Origin of the sequence: Kitasatospora sp. NPDC059146, assembly GCF_042786665.1 — a bacterium.
Lineage (GTDB): Bacteria > Actinomycetota > Actinomycetes > Streptomycetales > Streptomycetaceae > Kitasatospora.
Map to the genome: position 1 here is coordinate 169,735 of NZ_JBHZCY010000002.1, position 20,132 is coordinate 189,866.

Sequence of the window (20,132 nt, forward strand, 5' to 3'; positions counted from 1 at the left end):
CCCGTGGAACCGCGCTTACCGGAACACTGCGCACACATCGTCAGGATCCAGCGGGAGCGCGGCCGCGCGGCGCTCGCACCCGAACGGCTCGACGAGCTGGCCGGGTACCACGACCGGCCCCCGGCGCCCGCCGACGGGGAGGCGGACGGCGAGGCGGAACTGCTCGGACTGCTGACCCGGCCGTTCAGCCGGACGACGGACATACCGAGGTACTACCGCTACACCGACCTGCACGTCTTCGACTGGTTCCTGGACCAGCGGCCGGACGACCAACTGACCGGCGCCGCCGAGGCGTTGGCGGTCTCACTGACCGCCCTGCTCGCAGTGGAGCGGGCCGCCCCGGCCGGAGCGATCGACCCCGCGACCTCGGCCGAGCGGCAGCAGCGGCTGCGGGCCCCGCTCGACCGGGTGGCGGAACTGACCTTCGACCCGGCCGGGGCGGTCCCGCTGGGGGAGGCGCTGCGCGCCCGGGAGAGCGACCCGCGGGCGCGCTGGAACCGCTTCGTGCTGGCCGAGTGCACCGGCTTCCCGCAGTCCGACAAGCACGACGAGCACCTCTTCCTGCGCTCCGTGCACGCCTGCGAGATGGTCTTCTTCCTGGTCCGCGCCCTCGTGCTGCGGGCCGCCGAGACCTGCGCGGGCGACCGGCGGGAGGCCCGGACCAGGCTCCGCCAGGCCGTGCTGACGGCCGAACTGCTGAACGGCGTGTTCAGCGCGCTGTGGACGATGTCGCCCGAGCGCTTCATGGAGTTCCGGGCGGAGACCGGCGACGCCAGCGCCGTGCAGTCCATGAACTACCACGCCATGGAGATCGTGCTCTACGGCCTGGACCCGGAGAAGGAGAAGGTCCTCGCGGAGTACGGGCACCTGGCCGAACTGCGCGGGGTCCTCGCCGAGGAGTGGCAGGCCCAGGGCGCCCGGGTGCGGGCCGCCGGGGACGGCGAGATGGACCGCCACCTCGACGCACTGCTACGGGTGCTCCGCCGTTGGCGCGGGCGCCACTACGGCTTCGCCGTCCGGTACCTGACCCCCGAGCTCACCGGCTCCGGCGGCACCGAAGGCGCGAACTACCTCAAGAGGTTCGTGGAGAAGCGGGGCCTTCCGGCACCCGAGCGGTCCCGGGGCGTCCGGACCTTCCTCACGTGCTGACCACCGGAGAGAACGAGGAGACCATGCCGACCGAGCGACTCACCCTGGTGTGCCTGCCCTTCGCCGGGAGCGGGGCCGGCTTCTACCGCGCCTGGGCCGACCTCGCGGTGCCCGGCCTGACGGTGCTGCCGGTCCAACTGCCCGGGCGGGAGGAGCTGTTCCTGGACGAACCGCTCACCGAGGTGGCCCAGGCCGTCGCCCTGCTCGCCCCCCGGATCGCCGAACTCACCGAAGGCCGGCGGTTCGCGCTCCTCGGCCACAGCCTCGGCGCCGTGCTCAGCTACGAGATCGCGCTCGCCCTCGACCGGCAGGGCGACGGCGGCCCGGAGCACCTGTACGTCAGCGGCTCACCCGGCCCGTCGAACGGGCGCGAGGCCCGCGCCACCGGGCTGGACGACACCGAATTCCTGGCCCGCGTCCAGGAGTTCGCCGGCTACCGGCACGAGGCCTTCGACGACCCGGACCTGCGGGAGGTCCTGCTGCCGGTGCTCCGCGCCGACGTCGCCATGCACGAGGACTACGCGCCGAGCACGACCGAGCCCCTGCGCGTCCCGGTCACCTCGCTGCGGGGCGCCGAGGACGACCTGGTCACCGCCGCGCAGGCCCGGCAGTGGCAGGACGTCACCGAGAGGGAGTTCCGCTACCTCGAACTGCCCGGCGGCCACATGTACCTGGTCGACTCGCCCGAAGCCCTGCTGCGGGCCGTCGCCCGGGGCCGCACCGGGCAGGGGACGGAGGAAGCGCGGACATGCAGCTGACGGACCGGACCGCCGTGATCACGGGAGCGGCCCGCGGGCTCGGCCGCGCGTGCGCCCTCCGCTTCGCCCGCGAGGGCGCCGACCTGGTGCTCCTCGACCTCGCCGGCGACCTGGACGGCGTGGACTACCCGCTGGGCAGCCGCAGCCAGCTGGACCACACGGCCGAGCTGTGCGAGGAGCACGGCAGCGCGGTCGTCACCGCCGCGGTCGACCTGCGCGACCCGGCGGGCGTGCAGGAGGCGGTCGGCCGGGCGCTGGAGCGCTTCCACCGGATCGACGTGCTCGTCAACAACGCCGGCATCGCGGCGCCGTCCGGCCGCCCGGTGCACGAGACCAGCGAGCGCGACTGGGCGCTCATGCTGGACGTCAACCTCTCCGGCGCCTGGCGGATGATCAGGGCGGTCGCGCCGGGGATGGTCGAGCAGGGGTCCGGGAGCATCATCAACGTCTCCTCGACCGCCGGACTGGTCGGCTACCGCTACTTCGCGGGGTACGTCGCCGCCAAGCACGGACTCATCGGCCTGACCAAGGCCGCGGCCCTGGACTACGCGCCCCACCGGATCCGGGTCAACGCGCTCTGCCCCGGCTCGGTGCGCGACGACCCGCTGGTCGAGGGCCGGATGCTCACCGAGATCGCCCGCTCCCTCGACCTGCCGCCGGAGGGCCACGAGGAGGCCTTCCTCCGCGACCAGCCCATGAACGCGCTCGTCGAACCCGCCGACGTGGCCGGGGCGGCGCTCTGGCTGGCCGGGGACGACTCCCGCCGGGTGACCGGAACGGTCCTCACCGTCGACGGCGGCTTCGTCACCCGGTGACGGCACCGGACCGCCCAGAGCTCGGCAGGAGGCCGACCGTGGTTGCACAGACCGAAGCGACGCCGCCCCCACCCGTGGCCGGACCGCCCACCGGCACCGGCCACGACCGGGCGCACCCCGGGCTGCCGTCCGGCCTGCGGCTGCCCGCGCAGGGGCGGGCCTGCCACGGGGTGATCGCCCGGCTGCCCGGCACGCCCGGCCCGGACGACACCGGCCGACGGCTGGCGCAGGCCGCCCGCCGTCTGCCGGAACTCGGCTCGCCCCGGCTCTGGGAGACCAGGGTCGCGACCACCCGGGACGACCCGGGGGCCGCCGCGCGGGCCCGGCGGGAGCTGCTGCGCCCGGTCCACGACGAACGCTCCCCGCTCCGCGCCGTCCGGCTGACGTACGCCGACGGAACCGCGGACCTGGTGCTCGTCGCCCTGCGCCACCTCGTCCCGCGCGCCCTGCTGGAGCAGCTGGCCGGGGCCCTGCTCACCGGGGCGGCGGTGGAGCCGCCGTCCGCCGACGCGCAGTCCGCGCCGTCCACCCCGTCCACCCCGTGGGCCGCGCCCGCCCCGGCCGACTGGGGCCTGGGGGACCGGCACCGCGGCGGTACCGTCAGCGCCCGCCCGCTCGCCGTGCCCGGCCCCGGAGCCGGCCGGGGACCGCGTACCGCGCGGCTGCTCCTGGAGGCCCTCGCCCTCACCGTCGCCCGGTACGCCGGAACGGAGACCGTGACGATCGGGCACCTCGACGTGGCACGCGGACGAGCGGAGCGCGCACGCCTGAGCACCCGGAAGATCGACGAGGAGCAGAGCGTCGCCGACCGACTCGCCGCACCCGGACCCGAAACCGACCTCGCACCCGGTCCGGCCCCCGGGCCGGAGCTCCCGGCGGTCGGCGTCGTCCACGCCGAGGCCTGGGACGGCTGCACCTACCTGCCCTGCCTGACGCCCGTCTTCCCGATCACCGTGCACCTCCTGGAACACCCCGACGGCACGGCCGAGGCGTCCTGCTGGTTCGACGAGGGCGTCCTCGCCCCGGAGGTGGCCGACACCTTCTGCACCTCGGTCGAGCGGCTGGCCGCACGGTTCGCGGCCGACTCCGGCACGACCGTCCCGGCCACGCTGCCGCCCCTGACCCCGGAGGAGACGGCCCGGGTCCTGCGCCGGGGCGGCGCCGGCCGGGCCCCCGGCCCCGGCGCCGACCGGCGGATCGACGACTGCTTCGAGGAGGCGGCCCGCCGACGCCCCGACGCGGTGGCGCTGACCGACGAACACGGAGAGCTGACGTACGGACAGCTCGACGAGCGCGCCGACCGGGTCGCGGCAGGCCTGCACGCCCTCGGAGTCGCCCCGGGGAGCAAGGTCGGTGTCTGCCTGGACCGCGACGCCTCGGTGGTCGTCGCGATGCTCGGCATCCTGAAAGCCGGGTGCGCCTACGTCCCGATGGACGTCCGCTACCCGGCGGACCGGCTGCGGTACGTCGTCGAGGACGCGCGACTGCCCCTCGTCGTCGCCGGCGCGGAGTCCTTCCCCGCCGTCGCGGACGTCCGGGTCGTGGGCCTCGACGAGCTGAGCGCCCTCGGCGTGCCCGGCTGGGGCGGCGACCGACGGCCGGGAACCCCCGCCGACGACGCCTACGTGATCTACACGTCCGGGTCCACCGGCCGCCCCAAGGGCGTGGTCGTCCCGCACCGCAACGTGACCGCCCTGCTGGCGGCGACCGGTCCGGACTTCGCGCTGCGCCCCGACGACGTCTGGACGCTGTTCCACTCCACCGCCTTCGACTTCTCGGTCTGGGAGACCTGGGGCTGCCTGCTCAGCGGCGGACGCCTCGTCGTCGTCCCGCACTGGACGGCGCGCGACCCCGAGGAGTTCCACCGGCTCCTGGTCGAGCAGCGGGTCACCGTCCTCAACCAGACCCCGTCGGCCTTCGCCCAACTCGTCCGCGCGGACCGGGCCGCGAAGGCCGAACTGTCGGTGCGCCTGCTGGTCTTCGGCGGCGAACCGCTCGACGTGGCGCTGCTCGCCCCCTGGTTCGCCGGGCACTCCCCGACCCGGTGCCGGGTGGTGAACATGTACGGCATCACCGAGACCACCGTGCACGTGACCGCCCAGACGATCACCCCGGCCGAGGTGGTCGCCGGCTCCCGCTCGGTCGGACGCGCCCTGCCCGGCTGGTCGGTCTCCGTCCGGGACGCGCGGGGACGCGTCCTGCCACCGGGGGCGGCGGGCGAGATCCACGTGGGCGGCGCCGGACTCGCGGCGGGCTACCTGGGCCGGCCGGAGCTCACGGCCCAGCGGTTCGTCACCGACGAGGCGACGGGCGAACGCCTCTACCGCAGCGGGGACCAGGGGCGGCTGCGCCCCGACGGCAGCCTCGACCACCTCGGACGGCTGGACCAGCAGGTCAAGATCCGCGGGCACCGGATCGAACCGGGCGAGATCCGGGCCGTGCTGGCGGCCGACCCGGCGGTGAGCGAGGCCGTCGTCGTCGCCACCGCGGCGGCTCCCGACGATCCGGCGAGCAGCCGGATCGACGCCTACGTCGTCCTGGCCGGAGAAGCGCAGGAGGCCGGGGACGCCGACACCGCACGGATCCTCGACAGCGCCCGCCGCATCCTGCCCGACTACATGGTCCCCGCCACGCTCACCCGGATCCCCGCCGTCCCGCTCACCACCAACGGCAAGCCGGACCTCGACCGGCTCCCGCCACCGGCCGCCGCCGGTCGGGCCGACGCCACCGCGACTGGTACGGCCGCGACCGACGACCTCGCCGCGGAGGTCCTGGGCGTCTGGAGCCACCACCTGGGGGCCGAGGTGTCCATGGCCGACAACTTCTTCCTGCTGGGCGGCAATTCGCTGCTGGTGCTGCGGGTGCTCAGGTCCTTGCAGGAGCGGGGGCTGCCGAGGATCGCGCCCCGCGACTTCTACCGCAACTCGACCGCCGACACGTTCATCCGGCTCGTCGCCGCCCGGCGCGACGCGCCCGGCACCGACCGGCCCTGACCAACCGATCCTGGAAGAAGGTACTGCGAGCCATGGACACGAACGGGATCTCCGCGGTGGTATCCGGCGGCGCGAGCGGACTCGGCGCGGCCACCGTCCGCGAACTGGCCGCCCACGGCGTCAAGGTGGTGATCGCCGACCTCGGCGAGCAGCCGGGCAAGGCGCTGGCCGACGAGGTCGGCGGCCTCTTCGTCAGGACGGACGTGACCGACGAGGCGCAGGTGGAGGCCGCCGTCCAGGCCGCCGTCGACACCGGCCTCCCACTGCGCGTCATCGTCAACAGCGCCGGTATCGCCTGGGCCTCCCGGACGGTCGGGCGGGACGGCGCCCCGCATGACCTCGGCCAGTTCGAGAACGTCGTCCGGGTCAACCTGGTCGGCACCTTCAACCTGCTGCGGATCGGCGCCGCGCGGATCGCCCGGACGGCGCCCGTCGACGCCGACGGCCTGCGCGGCGTGGTGGTCAACACGGCGTCCGTCGCGGCGCTGGAGGGCCAGACGGGCCAGGTCGCCTACGCCGCCTCCAAGGCGGGCATCGTCGGCCTGACCCTGCCCGCCGCCCGCGACCTGGCGGCGGTCGGCGTCCGGGTCAACACGATCTGCCCGGGCATCATCGACACGCCGATCTACGGCGAGGGCGAGGCCGCCGAGGCGTTCAAGGCCAAGCTGGTCGCGCCCGTCCCCTTCCCCAAGCGGGCCGGCCGGGCCGCGGAGTTCGCGCACCTGGTGCGCTTCCTGATCGAGAACGACTACGTGAACGGCGAGACGATCCGCTTCGACGGCGGGATCCGCTTCCAGCCGTGAACCCCGGCCCCGCCGCCCCGGCCCCGGTGCCGCCCGGGCCGGGGCGACGGCGCGTCAGGCGGCCGGGCCCCGGTGGGCGCCGCTGCGGATGGCGCGCAGGATCTCGTGGGCCCAGTCGGCGGGACGGCTGTGCCCGAGGAGGGCGGAGAGCCGGACCATCCGGGTGCGGCGCTCGGCGGGGGAGAGGTCGAGGGCGTGGGCGAGGACGGCGGTGAGGTCCTCGGGGGAGTGCGGATCGGTGAGCAGGGCGGCCTCGCCGAGTTCGGCCGCGGCGCCGGTGTGGCGGGACAGGACGAGGACCCCCGGGTCGGCCCGGTGCTCCGGGAACGCGGCGCGGGCGGCGACGAACTCCTTGGCGGTGAGGTTCATGCCGTCCTGGAGCGAGGTGATCCAGAGGACGTCCGCGGTGAGGTACTGGTCGACCACCTCGGCGGTGGAGAGGCGGTGCGGCCGGTAGTCGACCGGTTGCCAGGACCCGCTGCGCCAGCGGGAGTTGGTCTCGGCGACGCGTCGCTCCAGGCGCCGGCGGGTGCTCTCGTACGCGGTGATCCCGGGCTCGGGCGGCGGGCAGACCAGGCGGAAGACGAGCCGGCCGCGCAGATCGGGGCGGCGGGCGAGCAGGCGGTCGACGGCGTCGACCTTCTGGACCGGGGCCTTGGCGTAGTCGAGGCGTTCCACCGAGAGCACGACGCGCCGGGTGTCCGGGCGGCGGTGCGGGGCGCGCAGGCGGGCGAGCCGTTCGACGGCCGGCCGGTCGATGCCGAGCGGGTGGACGGTGGTGCGCGGCGGGCCGGGGAGGCCCGCGAGGGTCCGGCGGAAGCGGTCGGCGAAGGCCTCGGTGTGGAAGCCGGCCCAGTCGAGGCAGGCGAGCGAGGAGCGGAGTTCGGCGGCGACGGGGAGGCCGGCGAAGGTCTCCGGGTCCGGGAACGGGGTGTGGTGGAAGAGCCCGGTCCTCAGGTCGGGGCGGGCCCGGCGGAGCAGGCCCGGGACGAGCCAGAGGTTGTAGTCGTGCAGCCAGACGGTGGCGCCGGGGGCGGCCTGGGCGCTGATGTGCCGGGCGAAGCGGGCGTTGACGGTGCGGTAGTCGGCCCACGCGCCTTCGTCGAAGACGGCCCGGTCCGGTTCGGACATCAGGACCGGCCAGAGCGTCTCCTTGCAGGCCCGGTGGAAGTAGCCGCTCCAGGTGGCCGGGTCGACGGGTACGGCGGCCAGGGGCGGGGCGGAGGCGGGGTGCGGGAGCGGCGCCTGCCGGTCGCGCCCGGTGCGGGCGGCGACCCAGACGCCGGGCAGGTCGTCGGCGAAGGCGCTGCTCAGGGTGGGCAGGATGCCGTTGGGGCTGTCGGGCGGCTGCCAGCTCTCGCCGTTCCAGTGCAGCGGCGGGCGGTGGTAGGCGACGACGAGGGAGTGCCGGCCGACGGGCGGTTCGGTGGCGGCCTCGGCCCCGATGCCGTGGTCGGCCCCGCGGGAGGTCCAGCCGAGGGTGCGGAGCGCCGCGTGGATGCCGGCCGCGCCGGGCAGGCCCGGGCGCTGGACCAGCGGGTTCCCGATGAGGGCGGTGAGCAGGGCGGGTTCGGCCCCGTCGACGACCACCGCGTGGGTGCCGGCGCGGAACAGCGAGAGGTCGTTGAGGGAGTCGCCGGCGACCAGGATCTCGTCGGGCTGCCAGCCCAGCTTCGCGGCCAGGGCGCGCAGGGCGTCGCCCTTGGAGGCGTGGGGCGGCAGGACGTCGAAGTAGCGGTCCGCCGAGTACTCCCAGGTGCAGCCGAGTTCTTCGACGGCCGCGGTGAGCTCCCCGGTGAGCCCGTCCGGGGGGAGGTGGTAGGAGCACCGCCCGTCCTGGTGGACGCCGTGCTGGTAGGCGAGTGCGGGAAAGCGGAGCAGTGCGGCGCGGACCCGCTCGGGGCCCGGCCAGCCGGCCCGCAGCTGGTCCTGGACGGGGTCGACGGGGGTGAGGTCGGCGCCGTCCAGGACGGTGGCGCCGACGTCGGCGATGATCCACCGGGGGCGGGGGACGAGCGGGTCGCGGAGCACCTGGCGGATCGAGGCCAGGCCGCGTCCGGTGGCGAAGACCGTGACCACCTCGGGGTGGTGGGCCAGGGCGTCCCGTAATCGACGCCGGTCGTCCGGGGTGCCGCCGAGCAGGGTGCCGTCCAGATCGGTGACCAGAATCCTCGACATCCGACGGACGCTAACACGATCACGCCGGGTGGTGAAGTGTTCATCTCATGGTGCTACGAGCGGAGTTCGGGGGCCGCCCCGGTCGGGGCGGCGGTCGAGGAGCCGGTCGAGCTCCTCGGCGCGCAGGGCCGATCCCGAGCCGGGGCCGGTGGTTGCCGCGGCCCCGCAGAGCGACGCGGCGGCGAGGCAGTCGGGCAGGTCCCAACCGCCGAGGAGCCCGTGTACCAGGCCCGCGGTGAAGCAGTCGCCCGCCGCCGTCGGGTCGACGCCGGCGGCCCCGGCGGCGGTCCGGGCGGCCGGGATGTCGTGGCGCTCGCCGTCCCGGACGGCCGTGGCACCCTGCGCGCCCCGGGTGACCACCAGGGTGGGCACCACGCGGCCGAGGAGGTCGACCGCCTCGTCCAGGCCGTCGGCACCGGTGAGGCGCAGCGCCTCACCGTCGTTCGGGGTGAGGACGTCGACCAGGGCGAGGACGGCGCGGACGGCCGGGTCGTCGAGGCTCGCGGGCGTGTCGTGGCAGTCCATGACCACCAGGGCGCCCAGCTCCCGCGCGGCCCGGCACGCCGCCAGCGTGCCCTCGTCCCAGCGCAGTTGGGGCAGCAGCAGGACCCGGGGGCGGAACCGCCGCAGCAGCGGGGCGAGCGGCTCGGGGTCGACCCGGTCCTGGAAGCTGACCATCGCCCGGTCGCCCTCGGTGGCCAGGGCGACGGTCAGACTGCGCACCGGGAACGGGTGCCGCCGGAACGCGGCCCCGTCCAGGCCCTCCTGCCGGGCGCAGGCCAGGACGTGGGCGCTGAACGGGTCCGTGCCGAAGTCCGCGCTCCACACCACCCGTCGGCCGAGCCGGTGCAGTGCCATCGCCGGGGTGTAGGCGCCGCCCGGCACCAGGCCGAAGCCGTCCGCGAACACCTCGGTACCCGGCCGCACCGGCCGGTCCAGGCCGTGGAACACCAGATCGGTGAAGTACGGCCCCGCCACCAGGACTTCGTACGGAGGTGAGGACCCGTTCGTCTCCATCCGGCGAGCATACGGCGCGGGGCGCGCACCGGCGGGGGGATCGGCCGATCCCCCACCGGTGTCGCCGCCGCGACCGGCGCCGCTGCCGGTCAGCTCAGGGTGCGGACGGCGGCGGCGTCGTAGGGGCGGAGCTCGGAGAAGCGTCCGCCGAGGACCTTGGCGGCCCACTGCGGGTCCTGGAGCAGGGCGCGGCCGATCGCGACGAGGTCGAACTCGTCGCGCTCCAGGCGGTCGAGGAGGTTGTCGATGCCCTGGGTGTCGGAGCCCTCGCCGGCGAAGGCGGCGATGACGTCGCCGGCCAGGCCGACGGAGCCCACGGTGATGGTGGGGCGGCCGGTGAGCTTCTTGGTCCAGCCGGCCAGGTTGAGGTCGGAGCCGTCGAACTCGGGGACCCAGTAGCGGCGGGTGGAGGCGTGGAAGGCGTCCACGCCCGCCTCGGCGAGCGGGGCGAGGATCGACTCCAGCTCCTGCGGGGTCTCGGCGAGCCGGGCGTCGTAGTTCTCCGACTTCCACTGCGAGTAGCGGAAGATCACCGGGAACTCGGGGGAGACGGCGGCGCGCACGGCCGCGACGAGTTCGGCGGTGAACTTCGTCCGGGCGACCGGGTCGCCGCCGTAGCCGTCGGTGCGGCGGTTGGTGCCGGCCCACAGGAACTGGTCGAGCAGGTAGCCGTGGGCGCCGTGCAGCTCGACGCCGTCGAAGCCGATCCGCTCGGCGGCCGCGGCGGCCTCGGCGAAGGCGGCTATGACGGCGTCCAGGTCGGTCCGGGTCATCGCCCGGCCGGTGCCCTCGGTGCCGTCGAGCCGGATGCCGGAGGGGCCGACGGCCGGGGCGTCGGCGACCGGCGGCTCGCCCTGCTTGCGCACCATGCCGATGTGCCAGAGCTGCGGCACGATGGTGCCGCCCGCCGCGTGCACCTCGGCGGCGACGCGGGCCCACCCGGCGAGCTGCTCCTCGCCGTGGAAGCGCGGGATGCTGTCGCTCTGCCCGGCGGACTCGTGGTTGACGTAGGTGCCCTCGGTGACGATCAGGCCGACGCCCGCGGCGGCGCGGCGGGCGTAGTAGGCGCTCACGTTCTCGCCGGGGACGCCGCCCGGGGAGAACTGGCGCGTCATCGGCGCCATGGCGATGCGGTTGGGCACGGTCAGCCCGTTGATCGTGACGGGCCGGGAGAGGATCTCGGCCGCGCGGGAGGAGGAAGGCTCGGTGACGGTCATGGGGTTTCCTCGCGGGTAGCGGTGGGGTGCGCCGGGTCAGCGGTGATCGCCGGTGCCAACCACCGCGGCGGCCCCCGCATTTCGCCCTCCGCCCGGATCCCGGCGTGATCCACGCCACTCCGCGCGGGCGGACGGTCAGACGGGCGGGTGGGGGTGGCCGGTGAGGAACTCCGCCAGGGTGCGGACGCCGAAGCCGGTGGCGCCGGCGACCCATTCCGCGTCGGTCCCGTCGGCGAGGGCGGTGCCCTGGATGTCGAGGTGGGCCCAGGGGATGCCGGGCGGGACGAACTCGCGCAGGAAGTGGCCGGCGAGCAGCGCGGTGCCGTGCCGGGTGCCGAGGGTGTAGTTGACCAGGTCGGCGATCCGGGAGCGGAGTTGGGGCCGGTACGCGTCGGGCAGCGGCAGCGGCCAGAGCGGCTCCCCGGCCCGGGTGCCGGCCGCGCGCAGGCGCTCCACCAGGGTGTCGTCGGTGCCCATCAGCGCGGCGACCCGGCGGCCCAGGGCGATCGCGGCGGCGTCGGTGAGGGTGGCGATGTCGATGATCGCCTGCGGCCCGGTCTCGCCGGCCAGGACCAGGGCGTCGGCCATGATCAGCCGTCCCTCGGCGTCCGCGTGGCAGATCTCGACGGTGGTGCCGTTGCGCATCACCAGGACGTCGCCGACCCGGATCGGGTCGGCGTTGGGCATGTTCTCGGTGAGCGGCAGCCAGGCGTCCACCGCGACGGGGCAGTCCAGCGCGTCGAGGACGGACATCGCCCCGAGGACGGCGGCCGCCCCGGCCATGTCGGCCTTCATCCCGGCCAGTTGCGCGTTGGGCTTGAGGGACAGGCCGCCGGCGTCGAAGGTGACGCCCTTGCCGACCAGCGCGATCCGTGCGGCCCCTGCCGTACCGTCGGCCCGGCCGTCCGGCCGGTAGCCCAGCTTGACCAGCCTGGGCGGCTCCAGGGAGCCCCGGCTGACCCCGAGCAGTCCGCCCAGCCGCTCGTCGGCGATCCGGCGGCCGTCCCAGACCTCGCACTCCAGACCGGTCGCCGCGGCGAGCTCGACCGCGCGGTCGGCGAACACGGTCGGGGTGAGGGCCTCGCCCGGTTCGTTGACCAGGTCCCGGGCCAGGAGGACGGCTTCGGCCAGCCTGCGGCCCTCGAACAGGCCGCGCGCGGCGTCCGGTGTCCCGGGGGTGAGCACCTCGACGAGCTGGTCGGTCGGCGCGGCCGCGCCGCTCCGGTACCGGGTGAACCGGTACCCGCCGAGCAGGTACCCCTCGACCAGCGGCCGGAGGTCCGGGCCCGGCGGGTGGACGGCCAGCCGCCGGTAGGCGCCGACGGCCCGGGCCAGTCCGGCCGCCGCGGCCCGGATCGCGTCCCGGTCGGTCCGGTCCCGCGGCCCGACCCCGAGCAGCACGGTCACGGGGGTGCCGGGCAGTTGCAGCACCTCGCCCACCTCGCCGCTGAACCCGGTGCCGGTGAGGAACGCGGCGGGCAGGTCGGCGGGCAGTTCGCCGACCCGCACCGGCCGCACGACGGCCTCCGCCCCCGGGCCGGGCTCGGGGCGCAGCACCCAGGTGACGCTCACGCCCGCTCCCGTCGGGCGGCGCGCCGGGCCGCGCCCCAGGCCTCCAGGTCGGCGAGGTAGGCACTGGCCAGTTCGGCCATGCCGTCGGCCGCACCGACGGCCGCCCAGCCGCGCGCCGCCGAGATCGCGTACGGGTCCACCCTGAGGGCCTGGAGGTAGCAGTCCTCGGCCAGGACCGGCCGGCCGGCCCGCCGGAAGCACTCGGCCGCGGCCGCGTAGCCGAACGCGGTGGAGACCGGGCCGAGCCGGGCGGTCCGCAGGAAGCTGTCGGCCGCCTCCCGGGGGCGGTCGCGCCGCAGCAGGCCCTCCGCCACCTCGATGTGGGTCTTGGGCTCGTACGGGTCCAGGGCCAGCGCCTCCGCGACCAGGAGGTCACCGCGGTCGTCCTCGCCGAACGCGTAGCACTCCTTGGAGCGGCTCTCCACGCAGGCCCGCAGGTTCTCCCGCTTGAGGAACTCCTGGTACGGCCCCTCGGCGGGCACCGCCCGGGCCAGTTCCTCGGCGCGGTCCATGTCGCGGGCCAGCCAGGCGCGGTCCTCGGCCATGAACGGGACGAAGCTGACGCTGCGGTAGAACCGGCTCTCCATCATCGTCTTCTCGAACGCCGACCGGTCCGGGTCCGCCAGCAGCTCCTCCAGGGCGCGGGCGCCGATCTCCCGCCAGCGCGCCGCCTCCTCCTGCGAACGCGTCTCGCGGGCGTGGAACACCACCGCCACCACGGCGATGACGAACCGCAGGTGGGTCGGGCACTCGGGATGTCCGGCGATGGCGAAGGAGGTCTCCGGTGCGGCCACTGTTCCGCCGACCGAGGCGACGTACCGCACCAGGTCGCGCCAGTGGTGCAGGCGCAGTTCGGCCGGGGTCCGGAGCCGGTCGACCGGTACGGGCGGGACCAGCTCCAGGACGAGCTTGGTGAACCCGAGCCGGTACAGCACCATGGCGACCTGCCGGCGCCGCTCGGGGTCGCAGCGGTCGAAGTCCTCCAGCCATTCGCACAGCCGGTTCCAGCGCGGTGTGCGCAGGTGCTCGGGCAGATCGGCCGGGTGGTCGACCGCGAACTCGGTCAGCCCGGACTCGCGGATCAGGTTGCCCCGGAAGGCCGGCGGCATGAGGCGCTGCCAGTTGACCTCGGCCCGTTCGCCGCCGCGCTCGGCGAACTCGTAGGCGAGGCTGGGCAGTCGGGCGTACAGGCCGGGGGATTCGGACTCGCCCAGGTTGAAGTACGAGGCGTACATCCGGTAGTGCCAGTTGTTGGCGTACGGCCGCTCCCGGTCCCGGGTGGCGGCGCGCCCGGTCAGCTCCTCCAGCGGCCGGTCGCCGTCCTCGCGGCAGGCCTCCAGCAGCGCGTCCCGGGTGGCGGCGGCGCGCGGTGCGGCGCGGAAGGCCCGTTCGTTGAGCACCCGCGCGAACTCGGTGTCCCCGAGTTCGCGCGCGCAGTGGGCGGCTCGCAGCAGCGCGAAGCCGGTGCCGAACGGGCCGAGCCGGGCGGCGTGCAGGTAGCCGGCCAGCGCCTGCTCGTGCGCGCCGGCGCGCTCGTGGGCCTGCGCCGCCTGCATCCGGATCTTGACGTCCCACGGATCGAGGGCCAGGCCCTCCTCGACGGCGGTGCGCTCGGCCTCGGTGTCGCCCATCCGCACCGCGATCTCCAGGTGCCGGTCGAGCAGTCGCCGACGGGTCTCCAGCAGGACCAGTGCGTCGTCCCGGTCGGGTGCGGTCAGCTCGGCGACGCCCGCCCGGACGTCGGCCAGCAGCGCCCGGGCGCCGCCGAAGTCCCGCTGCCGCTCGGCGTACATCACCTCGCGCAGCGCCAGCCGGGCGGTCAGGACGGTGTGGGTGAAGGGGGTGAGCTCGCCCGCGACCTCCTTGAGCAGCTCCCGGGCACGGTCGAGGAGGAGCGGCGCGGCGGAGTCGTTCCCGGCGTGCCGGGCGAGCAGGTAGCCCCAGGCGGCCACCGCCTGGACGTGGGCGACCGTGGGCGCGGGGTTCTCGGCCAGCACCCGGTAGGCCGCGGTGGTCCGCTCGGAGAGGCCCTCGGAGCCGAACAGGGCGGCCGCGCGGGCGGCCTGGACGCCCGCCGTCACCTGGTCGCGGCAGGCCGCCGGGTCGAGGTCCTCCGGGACGACCTCCAGGACCGCGGCGGGGAGGCAGACCGCGACCAGCCAGTGCGCGAGCCCGGACCGGTCCACCTGGTCCAGTTCGGCGTGCCGCCGGTAGGCCTCGGTCATCCGCCGCCAGGCGGGGGAGGCCAGCTCGTCGGGCAGGTCGGTCGGGAGCACCGCCCGGTAGGCGGTCAGCCGGGACTCCTGCACCAGCAGCCGGCGGTAGCTCGCGGGCATCGTCATGCCGAACCGCAGCGCGCCCGGAGCGGGATTCTCGAAACGCCGGGCGGCCAGGACCGCCGACCGTGCCTGGACGGCGGTGGCCGGTGATTCGGCACCGTCGAAGTACGGGCGGTGCACCTCGAAGGTGAGCCAACTCGGTGCGTTGACCCCGACGATTCCGTGACTGAATTCCCAACGGTTCACGCGGTCATTCCTCTGCTTTTCTGGAGTCGGCCACCGGGCGATCGGCGACATGCCCCGCGACGGAATATCCGGACGGACCGGAATTCCCTCGCGGGGCATGCGTGGAGCGCCGGGATCAGACGCCGGCGTCGTCGATCAGACAGGTCCAGCAGTCCGCCGCACCAGTGCTGATCTCGACCTCGTCCTCCAGGGACTCCCAGGTCTCGTAAGCCATTTCGCCACCCCTCTCTTCTCACGGGCCGGACCGGATATCCGGTCCGGCGAAGCGGTTGGGCGATATTCTTCGGGAACCGGAACGGCGTCGTCAAGGCTTCTGCGCGGCAAGCTCCGAGAGGATCTCGGCCACTTCTCCGTCGGTCGTCCAGAAATGCGGGGAAACCCGGACCCAGCCGTCCGGAACGGAAACGTGTATTCCGGCCGACGCCAATCTCCGGACGATCTCCACCCCGTCCGTCCGGTGGCCGGTGAAACTCACGACGCCCGAGTGCCCGGTGCCGTCCGGGGGGAGCGCCAGGTCGTAGCCGAGCTCGCCGATCCCGGCGCGCAGCCGGTCGGCCAGGGTGCGCACCCGCCCGGTGACCGCGGTGATGCCGGTCTCCTCCAGCTCGGCCAGCGCGGCGGCGAGCCCGGCCATGCCGACCAGGTCGTACATCCCGCCCTCGACCCTGGCCGCCCCGGCCCGTTCGGGCAGGTCGTAGCGCAGGTGCCCCGGCCCCTTGGACACCTCCGCGGCGCCCTGGTGGCCGAACCAGCCGGTGGGGGTGGCGCGCAGCAGCTCCAGCCGGTCGGCCCGGCAGTAGAACACCCCGGTGCCCGGCGGTCCGCACAGCCACTTGTGCGCGCCCGCGGCCAGGAAGTCCACCGGGGTGTCGGCCACCGACAGCGGCAGCGCGCCGAAGCTCTGCACGGCGTCCACGCAGACCAGCGCCCCGACCTCGGCGGCCAACGCGCAGATCCGGTCGAGGTCGCAGCGGAAGCCGGTCGCGAAGTTGACGTGGCTCACCGCCACGAGACGGGTGGCCGGCCCGAGGGCCGCCGCCACGTCCTCGATCCGGTAGCCGCCGTCCCGCATCGGCACCCAGACCGGCTCGACCCCCAAGCGGCGCAGCCGCAGCCAGGGTCGGACGTTGGCCGGGAAGTCCCGGTCGAACAGCACGACCTGGTCGCCCGGGCGCCAGTCCAGTCCGTCGGCCACCAGGTGGATGCCGGTCGAGGTGTTGGTGACGAGGGCGACCTCGTCGGGCGTGCAGCCGAGCAGCCGGGAGACGGACCGCCGGGCGGCGTTCCGCGCGCCGAACAGGGGCCCGACCCTGGCGCTGCCGTAGGGGAGCACCTCGTCCACGGCGGTGCGCATCGCGGCGACGGCGGCCGGTCGGAGCCGGCCGAGCCCGGCGTAGTCCAGGTAGATCTCACCGTTCGCGGTGCCGGCCGGCGGGCGGGGCCCGCTCACGAGAGCGCCCCGGCCGAGCGGACGGCCCGCGTCGCGGTGACCGCCATCCAGCCGGCCACCAGCAGCGGCACGCCGTGCAGCAGCAGCACCCACTGCGCCACCCAGGCCGGCTGCAGCACCAGGCTCGTGACGAGCAGACCGGACATGAAGCCCGCGTTGACCGTGATCTGGGACAGCCCGAACGCCCGCCCCCGCCGCCCGTCGGGCAGCTGCTGGAGGGACTGCTTGTAGGTGATCTCGCTCAGTGCGTCGCCCAGACCGGCCCCGGCCGCCGCCAGCAGCCGCGGCCACCAGCCGTCGAGCCAGAACACACCGATGAAGCCCAGCGACATCACCATCGTGGCCACGCAGTACACCGGGGCCGGTGCGCGGTCGACGATGCGCTTGGCCAGGGGCCGCAGCACGAAGCTGGCCAGCAGCAGCCCGGCCGCCCAACCGCCCCACACCGCACCGGAGACCACGGCGGGCTCGTCCGGGCGCAGTTCGCTGCCCAGCAGCGGCAGTCCGACGTGCTGGGAGGCGCTGCCGAAGGCGTCCAGTCCGCGCAGCGCGACCAGGCCGGCCAGGCCCGCGGCCACCAGCAACGGCCAGGCGCCGGCGCGCTCCCGGGCTCCGGCGGCCGGGCCGTCCGGCTCCCTCATCCGCAGGCGCAGCGCGAGCAGCACCGCGGCCGAGACCGCGTAGCTGGCCGCGTCCAGCCCGAACACCCAGCGGTACCCGGCCAGGGGGACCAGGACGGTGGCGAGGCCCATGCCGACCATGAAGGCCACCCCCTTGAGCCCGGCCAGCGCGCTGTTCACCGACGGGGTGCGCGGTCCGGCCAGCACGGGCGTGGCGGCGGACAGCGTGGCCTCGAAGACCGACCGCCCGCTGCCGATCACCATGACCGCCGGGTACAGCCACCAGTTCTGCGCGCCCGCCGGCAGCACCGCCAGCAGCGCCAGCATGAGCGACCGGGCGAGGTCGGCGCCGATCATCACCCGGCGGCGGTCCCAGCGGTCCCCGTAGCGGTGCCCGAGCCGCCCGCCCGCGATCGCGCCCGCGTACAGCGCCACGCTGACCAGCCCGGTGTCCAGGGCCGAGTGGTCGAGCTCCCAGACGAAGACGGACAGACAGATGAAGTCGAGCGCGTAGCCGACGTCCGAGATCGTCTTGGCGGTCAGGAGGACCGCCAGCTGACGGCGACTCGCCGCGGCCGTCCGCCGTGCCGTTCCGGTGCCGGCCGCCACGGCGCCCATGAGGTCTCAACTCCCCGGTTGTGTGAGGGCTGTCATGATTCCCTCACCAACCCCCCACTTTCAAGAGGTAGTTCGATGAGAACTCCGCACCGTGTGGTGGGCCTCCCGGTGGACCTCTCCGGCCGCGCCCCGGTGGTGGTCGGGGTGATTGTCGGGACGGTGCAGGACCGTGCGCGGACCCGCTTCCCGGGAGACGATGCCTCCATGGACGCCGAGACGCTCGTACGGACCCGTCGCTCCCTGCACGCGGTGGCCGAGCTGGTGCTGGCCGGGCCGCAGTACCGGGCGAGCGGGACGATCCGGCTGCGGGCCCGCCCGGGCGGGTTCGGGACGGTGGCCGAACCCGGGCTGCGGGTGGTGGGCGCGGAGCTGGTGGGGCGCGGGCGGGCGGTGTCGCTCGAACGGACCAGCTGCGTCGCGCTCGGCGCGGCCCTGGGGCTCGGCGTCGGCGCCCCCGAGGGCGTGTACCGGGACGGTCCGGGCGTCGCCGCCGACCGGCCGATCGAGGTGGATCCGGCCGCGGCCCGGTGGCTCGCGCACTGCTTCGCGCTCGGCGAGGCGGCGCTGCGGGAGCTGTTCCCCACGGAGGAGCCGGTCATCTGGCCCGAGCACTTCGACCTGGGGATCACCGTCGACGCGGTGAACTACGGCCTCTCGCCCGGGGACGCGTTCCTCGCGGAGCCGTACGCCTACGTCGGCCCGCACGAGCGGCGGCATGGGGAGTTCTGGAACGCGCCGTTCGGCGCCGCCCGGACGGTCCACGGGCTCGGTGGCGCCGGCGGGCTGCTGGACTTCCTGGAGCGGGGCCGACGGCTGACGGGCGACGCCTGACGGTTGTGGACGTCAGGCGTCGCCGGGGGATCGGTCAGCTGTGCTTCCAGGTCACCGAGAACGCGGTGCCGTCGGTGATTCCGGAGGTGGTCGCCTTGGTGACGCCGTCCTTCGTGGCCATGTCGATGACCGACGGGTTCGAGGCGCCGAGGCTCTTCCCGTTCACCTTGGCGTTGGTGAACCCGACGGTGCCGAAGTCGGCGAGCGGAAGGACGCCGGTGCTGCTGGACGGTGCCTCGGCGATCACCTCGGCGGAGGCCAGGGTCGCGCTCTTCAACGACTTGGCGATGCTGCGGCTCCAGTTCCTCGTCACATTGCGGAGGGTGAGGTTGAAGACACCGTTGCCGGTCGTGGTGACGCTCGCGGTGAAGTGGTCGCCGGGGTGCACGGCGTTGTTGAAATAGGCCGGGTAGGCCGGGTACATCTCGTACCAGGACCCGTAGACCGGTGTGCCACCCGAGCAGTCCGCCTCGGTGCCGATCTGTTCGACCGTCTTGCTGCCGTCTCCGTCGAGACCGATCCAGAAGGCGGACCAGGTGTCGGTCTTGGTGCAGGTGACGGTCGGCTGGACCCACTCGGCGCTGACGCTGGTGAACTTGCCGCCGGTGGCCGCGTAGCCGGACCAGTTACTGCTGGTGCCGTACATCAGTGAGCTGTCGTGGTGGTGCTCGGCGATCGGGGCCAGGAAGGTGCCCTGGGCGGGGAGGGCGGGCGAAGCGCCGGCGAGCAGCGCCAGCAGGGAGGTGGCGGCGACGAAGGTGCGCCGAAGGGCTTTGGACATGGCTGGTCCCTGGGGTGTTCGAGGGGAGTTGACCAAGCGTCGACAAAGCTAGCGGCCGAGGCCCTGGGCGACGGGCCACGAAGCGGCGGCGGTCCCCGGATTCCCCTGGTCGGCCCAGCCCGGCCCAGCCCGGGCGGTCGGCCGGGCCTGACGAGCCGAGTTTGTCCCGGGGGCCGGACGGGGGTACTGTCTCCCAGTCGCTCGGCAGGGAGCACCGGACACGCATCGGCGCGGACGGTCCCGGGGCGGCCAATCCCTTGAAACACCGCGTCAGGTCTGCGCCTGCCGTTTCGCTTTTCGCGTCTCGGCTCGGTGCTTATGTGGCATGTGCGTTTTATCGGATTGCGGCTGGATTCGCTTTTCGGAGCGAGGGTCGGCTAGAGTTTGAAACGTCGGACGGGGCGTCAAGCCGCAGAAGACACCAGCGAGTTGGATGACGAAGCCCCGGAAAACGGAGCGGAAAACTTCTGATAAGCTGGAAACACGAAAGAACGAAGCGCCCGGAGGGCCCGCTGGAAGGCGGTCCGAAGGAAGCGTCCGTTCCTTGAGAACTCAACAGCGTGCCAAAAGTCAACGCCAGATATGTTGACATCCCCGGCCTCGATCGTCTGATCGGGGTTGGAGATTCCTTTTGAAACAAACACTAGCGAGGACGCAGTGCGCGGGGCCGCCCTATTCCGGTGGTTGCCGTGCCGCTCAACGCGGGTGTCGACCGGCCCTGCTTGATTGTGGGGCCGAGTAAACATTCACGGAGAGTTTGATCCTGGCTCAGGACGAACGCTGGCGGCGTGCTTAACACATGCAA

At 74.4% G+C, this 20,132-nt stretch carries 14 protein-coding genes and 1 rRNA gene; 7 read left to right on the forward strand and 8 right to left on the reverse strand.

Going from position 1 to position 20,132, the window contains the following annotated elements:
• Window positions 1-3: 3 nt before the first annotated feature.
• From ACFXPX_RS01560 to ACFXPX_RS01580, 5 genes are read left to right on the forward strand one after another with little or no spacing between them, the layout of a single operon-like run.
• Window positions 4-1,149, forward strand: a complete 1,146-nt coding sequence (locus ACFXPX_RS01560; RefSeq protein ID WP_380528537.1) for a tryptophan 2,3-dioxygenase family protein — start codon at window positions 4-6, stop codon at window positions 1,147-1,149.
• On the forward strand, window positions 1,143-1,907 hold the full coding sequence (locus ACFXPX_RS01565; RefSeq protein WP_380587269.1) for a thioesterase II family protein: 765 nt from the start codon (window positions 1,143-1,145) through the stop codon (window positions 1,905-1,907). The genes ACFXPX_RS01560 and ACFXPX_RS01565 overlap by 7 nt, the downstream gene beginning before the upstream one ends.
• Window positions 1,898-2,722 carry a mycofactocin-coupled SDR family oxidoreductase gene (locus tag ACFXPX_RS01570; protein ID WP_375890312.1) on the forward strand — a complete coding sequence of 275 codons (825 nt, stop codon included), beginning with the start codon at window positions 1,898-1,900 and terminating at the stop codon, window positions 2,720-2,722. Before ACFXPX_RS01565 ends, ACFXPX_RS01570 begins: the two co-directional genes overlap by 10 nt.
• Before the next feature lie 38 nt (window positions 2,723-2,760).
• Window positions 2,761-5,715, forward strand: a complete 2,955-nt coding sequence (locus ACFXPX_RS01575) for an amino acid adenylation domain-containing protein (RefSeq protein ID WP_380639113.1) — start codon at window positions 2,761-2,763, stop codon at window positions 5,713-5,715.
• A 32-nt stretch (window positions 5,716-5,747) separates the two neighbouring features.
• Entirely contained in the window at window positions 5,748-6,518 is a 771-nt protein-coding gene (locus ACFXPX_RS01580; protein WP_380407332.1) for an SDR family oxidoreductase, read from the forward strand.
• 54 nt (window positions 6,519-6,572) lie between these two features.
• Here the strand turns inward: ACFXPX_RS01580 and ACFXPX_RS01585 are convergent, their stop codons facing one another.
• The 7 genes from ACFXPX_RS01585 to ACFXPX_RS01615 form a co-directional block, all read right to left on the reverse strand.
• A complete protein-coding gene (locus ACFXPX_RS01585; protein ID WP_380587278.1) occupies window positions 6,573-8,696 on the reverse strand; it encodes an HAD-IIB family hydrolase in 2,124 nt (707 codons plus the stop codon).
• A gap of 45 nt (window positions 8,697-8,741) precedes the next feature.
• Window positions 8,742-9,713: a carbohydrate kinase family protein gene (locus ACFXPX_RS01590; protein WP_380528526.1), complete on the reverse strand. Its 972-nt coding sequence runs from the start codon at window positions 9,711-9,713 to the stop codon at window positions 8,742-8,744.
• An 89-nt stretch (window positions 9,714-9,802) separates the two neighbouring features.
• Window positions 9,803-10,930, reverse strand: a complete 1,128-nt coding sequence (locus tag ACFXPX_RS01595) for an NADH:flavin oxidoreductase (RefSeq protein WP_380528524.1) — start codon at window positions 10,928-10,930, stop codon at window positions 9,803-9,805.
• A 135-nt stretch (window positions 10,931-11,065) separates the two neighbouring features.
• Window positions 11,066-12,502: a leucyl aminopeptidase gene (locus tag ACFXPX_RS01600; protein WP_380639116.1), complete on the reverse strand. Its 1,437-nt coding sequence runs from the start codon at window positions 12,500-12,502 to the stop codon at window positions 11,066-11,068.
• On the reverse strand, window positions 12,499-15,027 hold the full coding sequence (locus ACFXPX_RS01605; RefSeq protein WP_380639118.1) for a hypothetical protein: 2,529 nt from the start codon (window positions 15,025-15,027) through the stop codon (window positions 12,499-12,501). Before ACFXPX_RS01605 ends, ACFXPX_RS01600 begins: the two co-directional genes overlap by 4 nt.
• A 304-nt stretch (window positions 15,028-15,331) precedes the next feature.
• The gene (locus ACFXPX_RS01610) at window positions 15,332-16,477 is read right to left on the reverse strand and encodes an aminotransferase class V-fold PLP-dependent enzyme (protein WP_380639120.1); all 1,146 of its coding nucleotides are present in this window, start codon (window positions 16,475-16,477) and stop codon (window positions 15,332-15,334) included.
• Window positions 16,474-17,715 (reverse strand): MFS transporter, encoded by a 1,242-nt coding sequence (locus tag ACFXPX_RS01615; protein WP_380639122.1) that lies wholly within the window; start codon window positions 17,713-17,715, stop codon window positions 16,474-16,476. Before ACFXPX_RS01615 ends, ACFXPX_RS01610 begins: the two co-directional genes overlap by 4 nt.
• Window positions 17,716-17,919: 204 nt before the next feature.
• On the opposite strand from ACFXPX_RS01615, the gene ACFXPX_RS01620 reads away from it, so the two are divergent.
• Window positions 17,920-18,546, forward strand: a complete 627-nt coding sequence (locus ACFXPX_RS01620; RefSeq protein WP_380639124.1) for a hypothetical protein — start codon at window positions 17,920-17,922, stop codon at window positions 18,544-18,546.
• A gap of 34 nt (window positions 18,547-18,580) precedes the next feature.
• Here the strand turns inward: ACFXPX_RS01620 and ACFXPX_RS01625 are convergent, their stop codons facing one another.
• Complete coding sequence (locus tag ACFXPX_RS01625) at window positions 18,581-19,327, reverse strand: G1 family glutamic endopeptidase (protein WP_380639126.1); 747 nt, start codon at window positions 19,325-19,327, stop codon at window positions 18,581-18,583.
• A 745-nt stretch (window positions 19,328-20,072) separates the two neighbouring features.
• On the opposite strand from ACFXPX_RS01625, the gene ACFXPX_RS01630 reads away from it, so the two are divergent.
• A 16S ribosomal RNA gene (locus tag ACFXPX_RS01630) occupies window positions 20,073-20,132 on the forward strand; the annotation flags it as partial.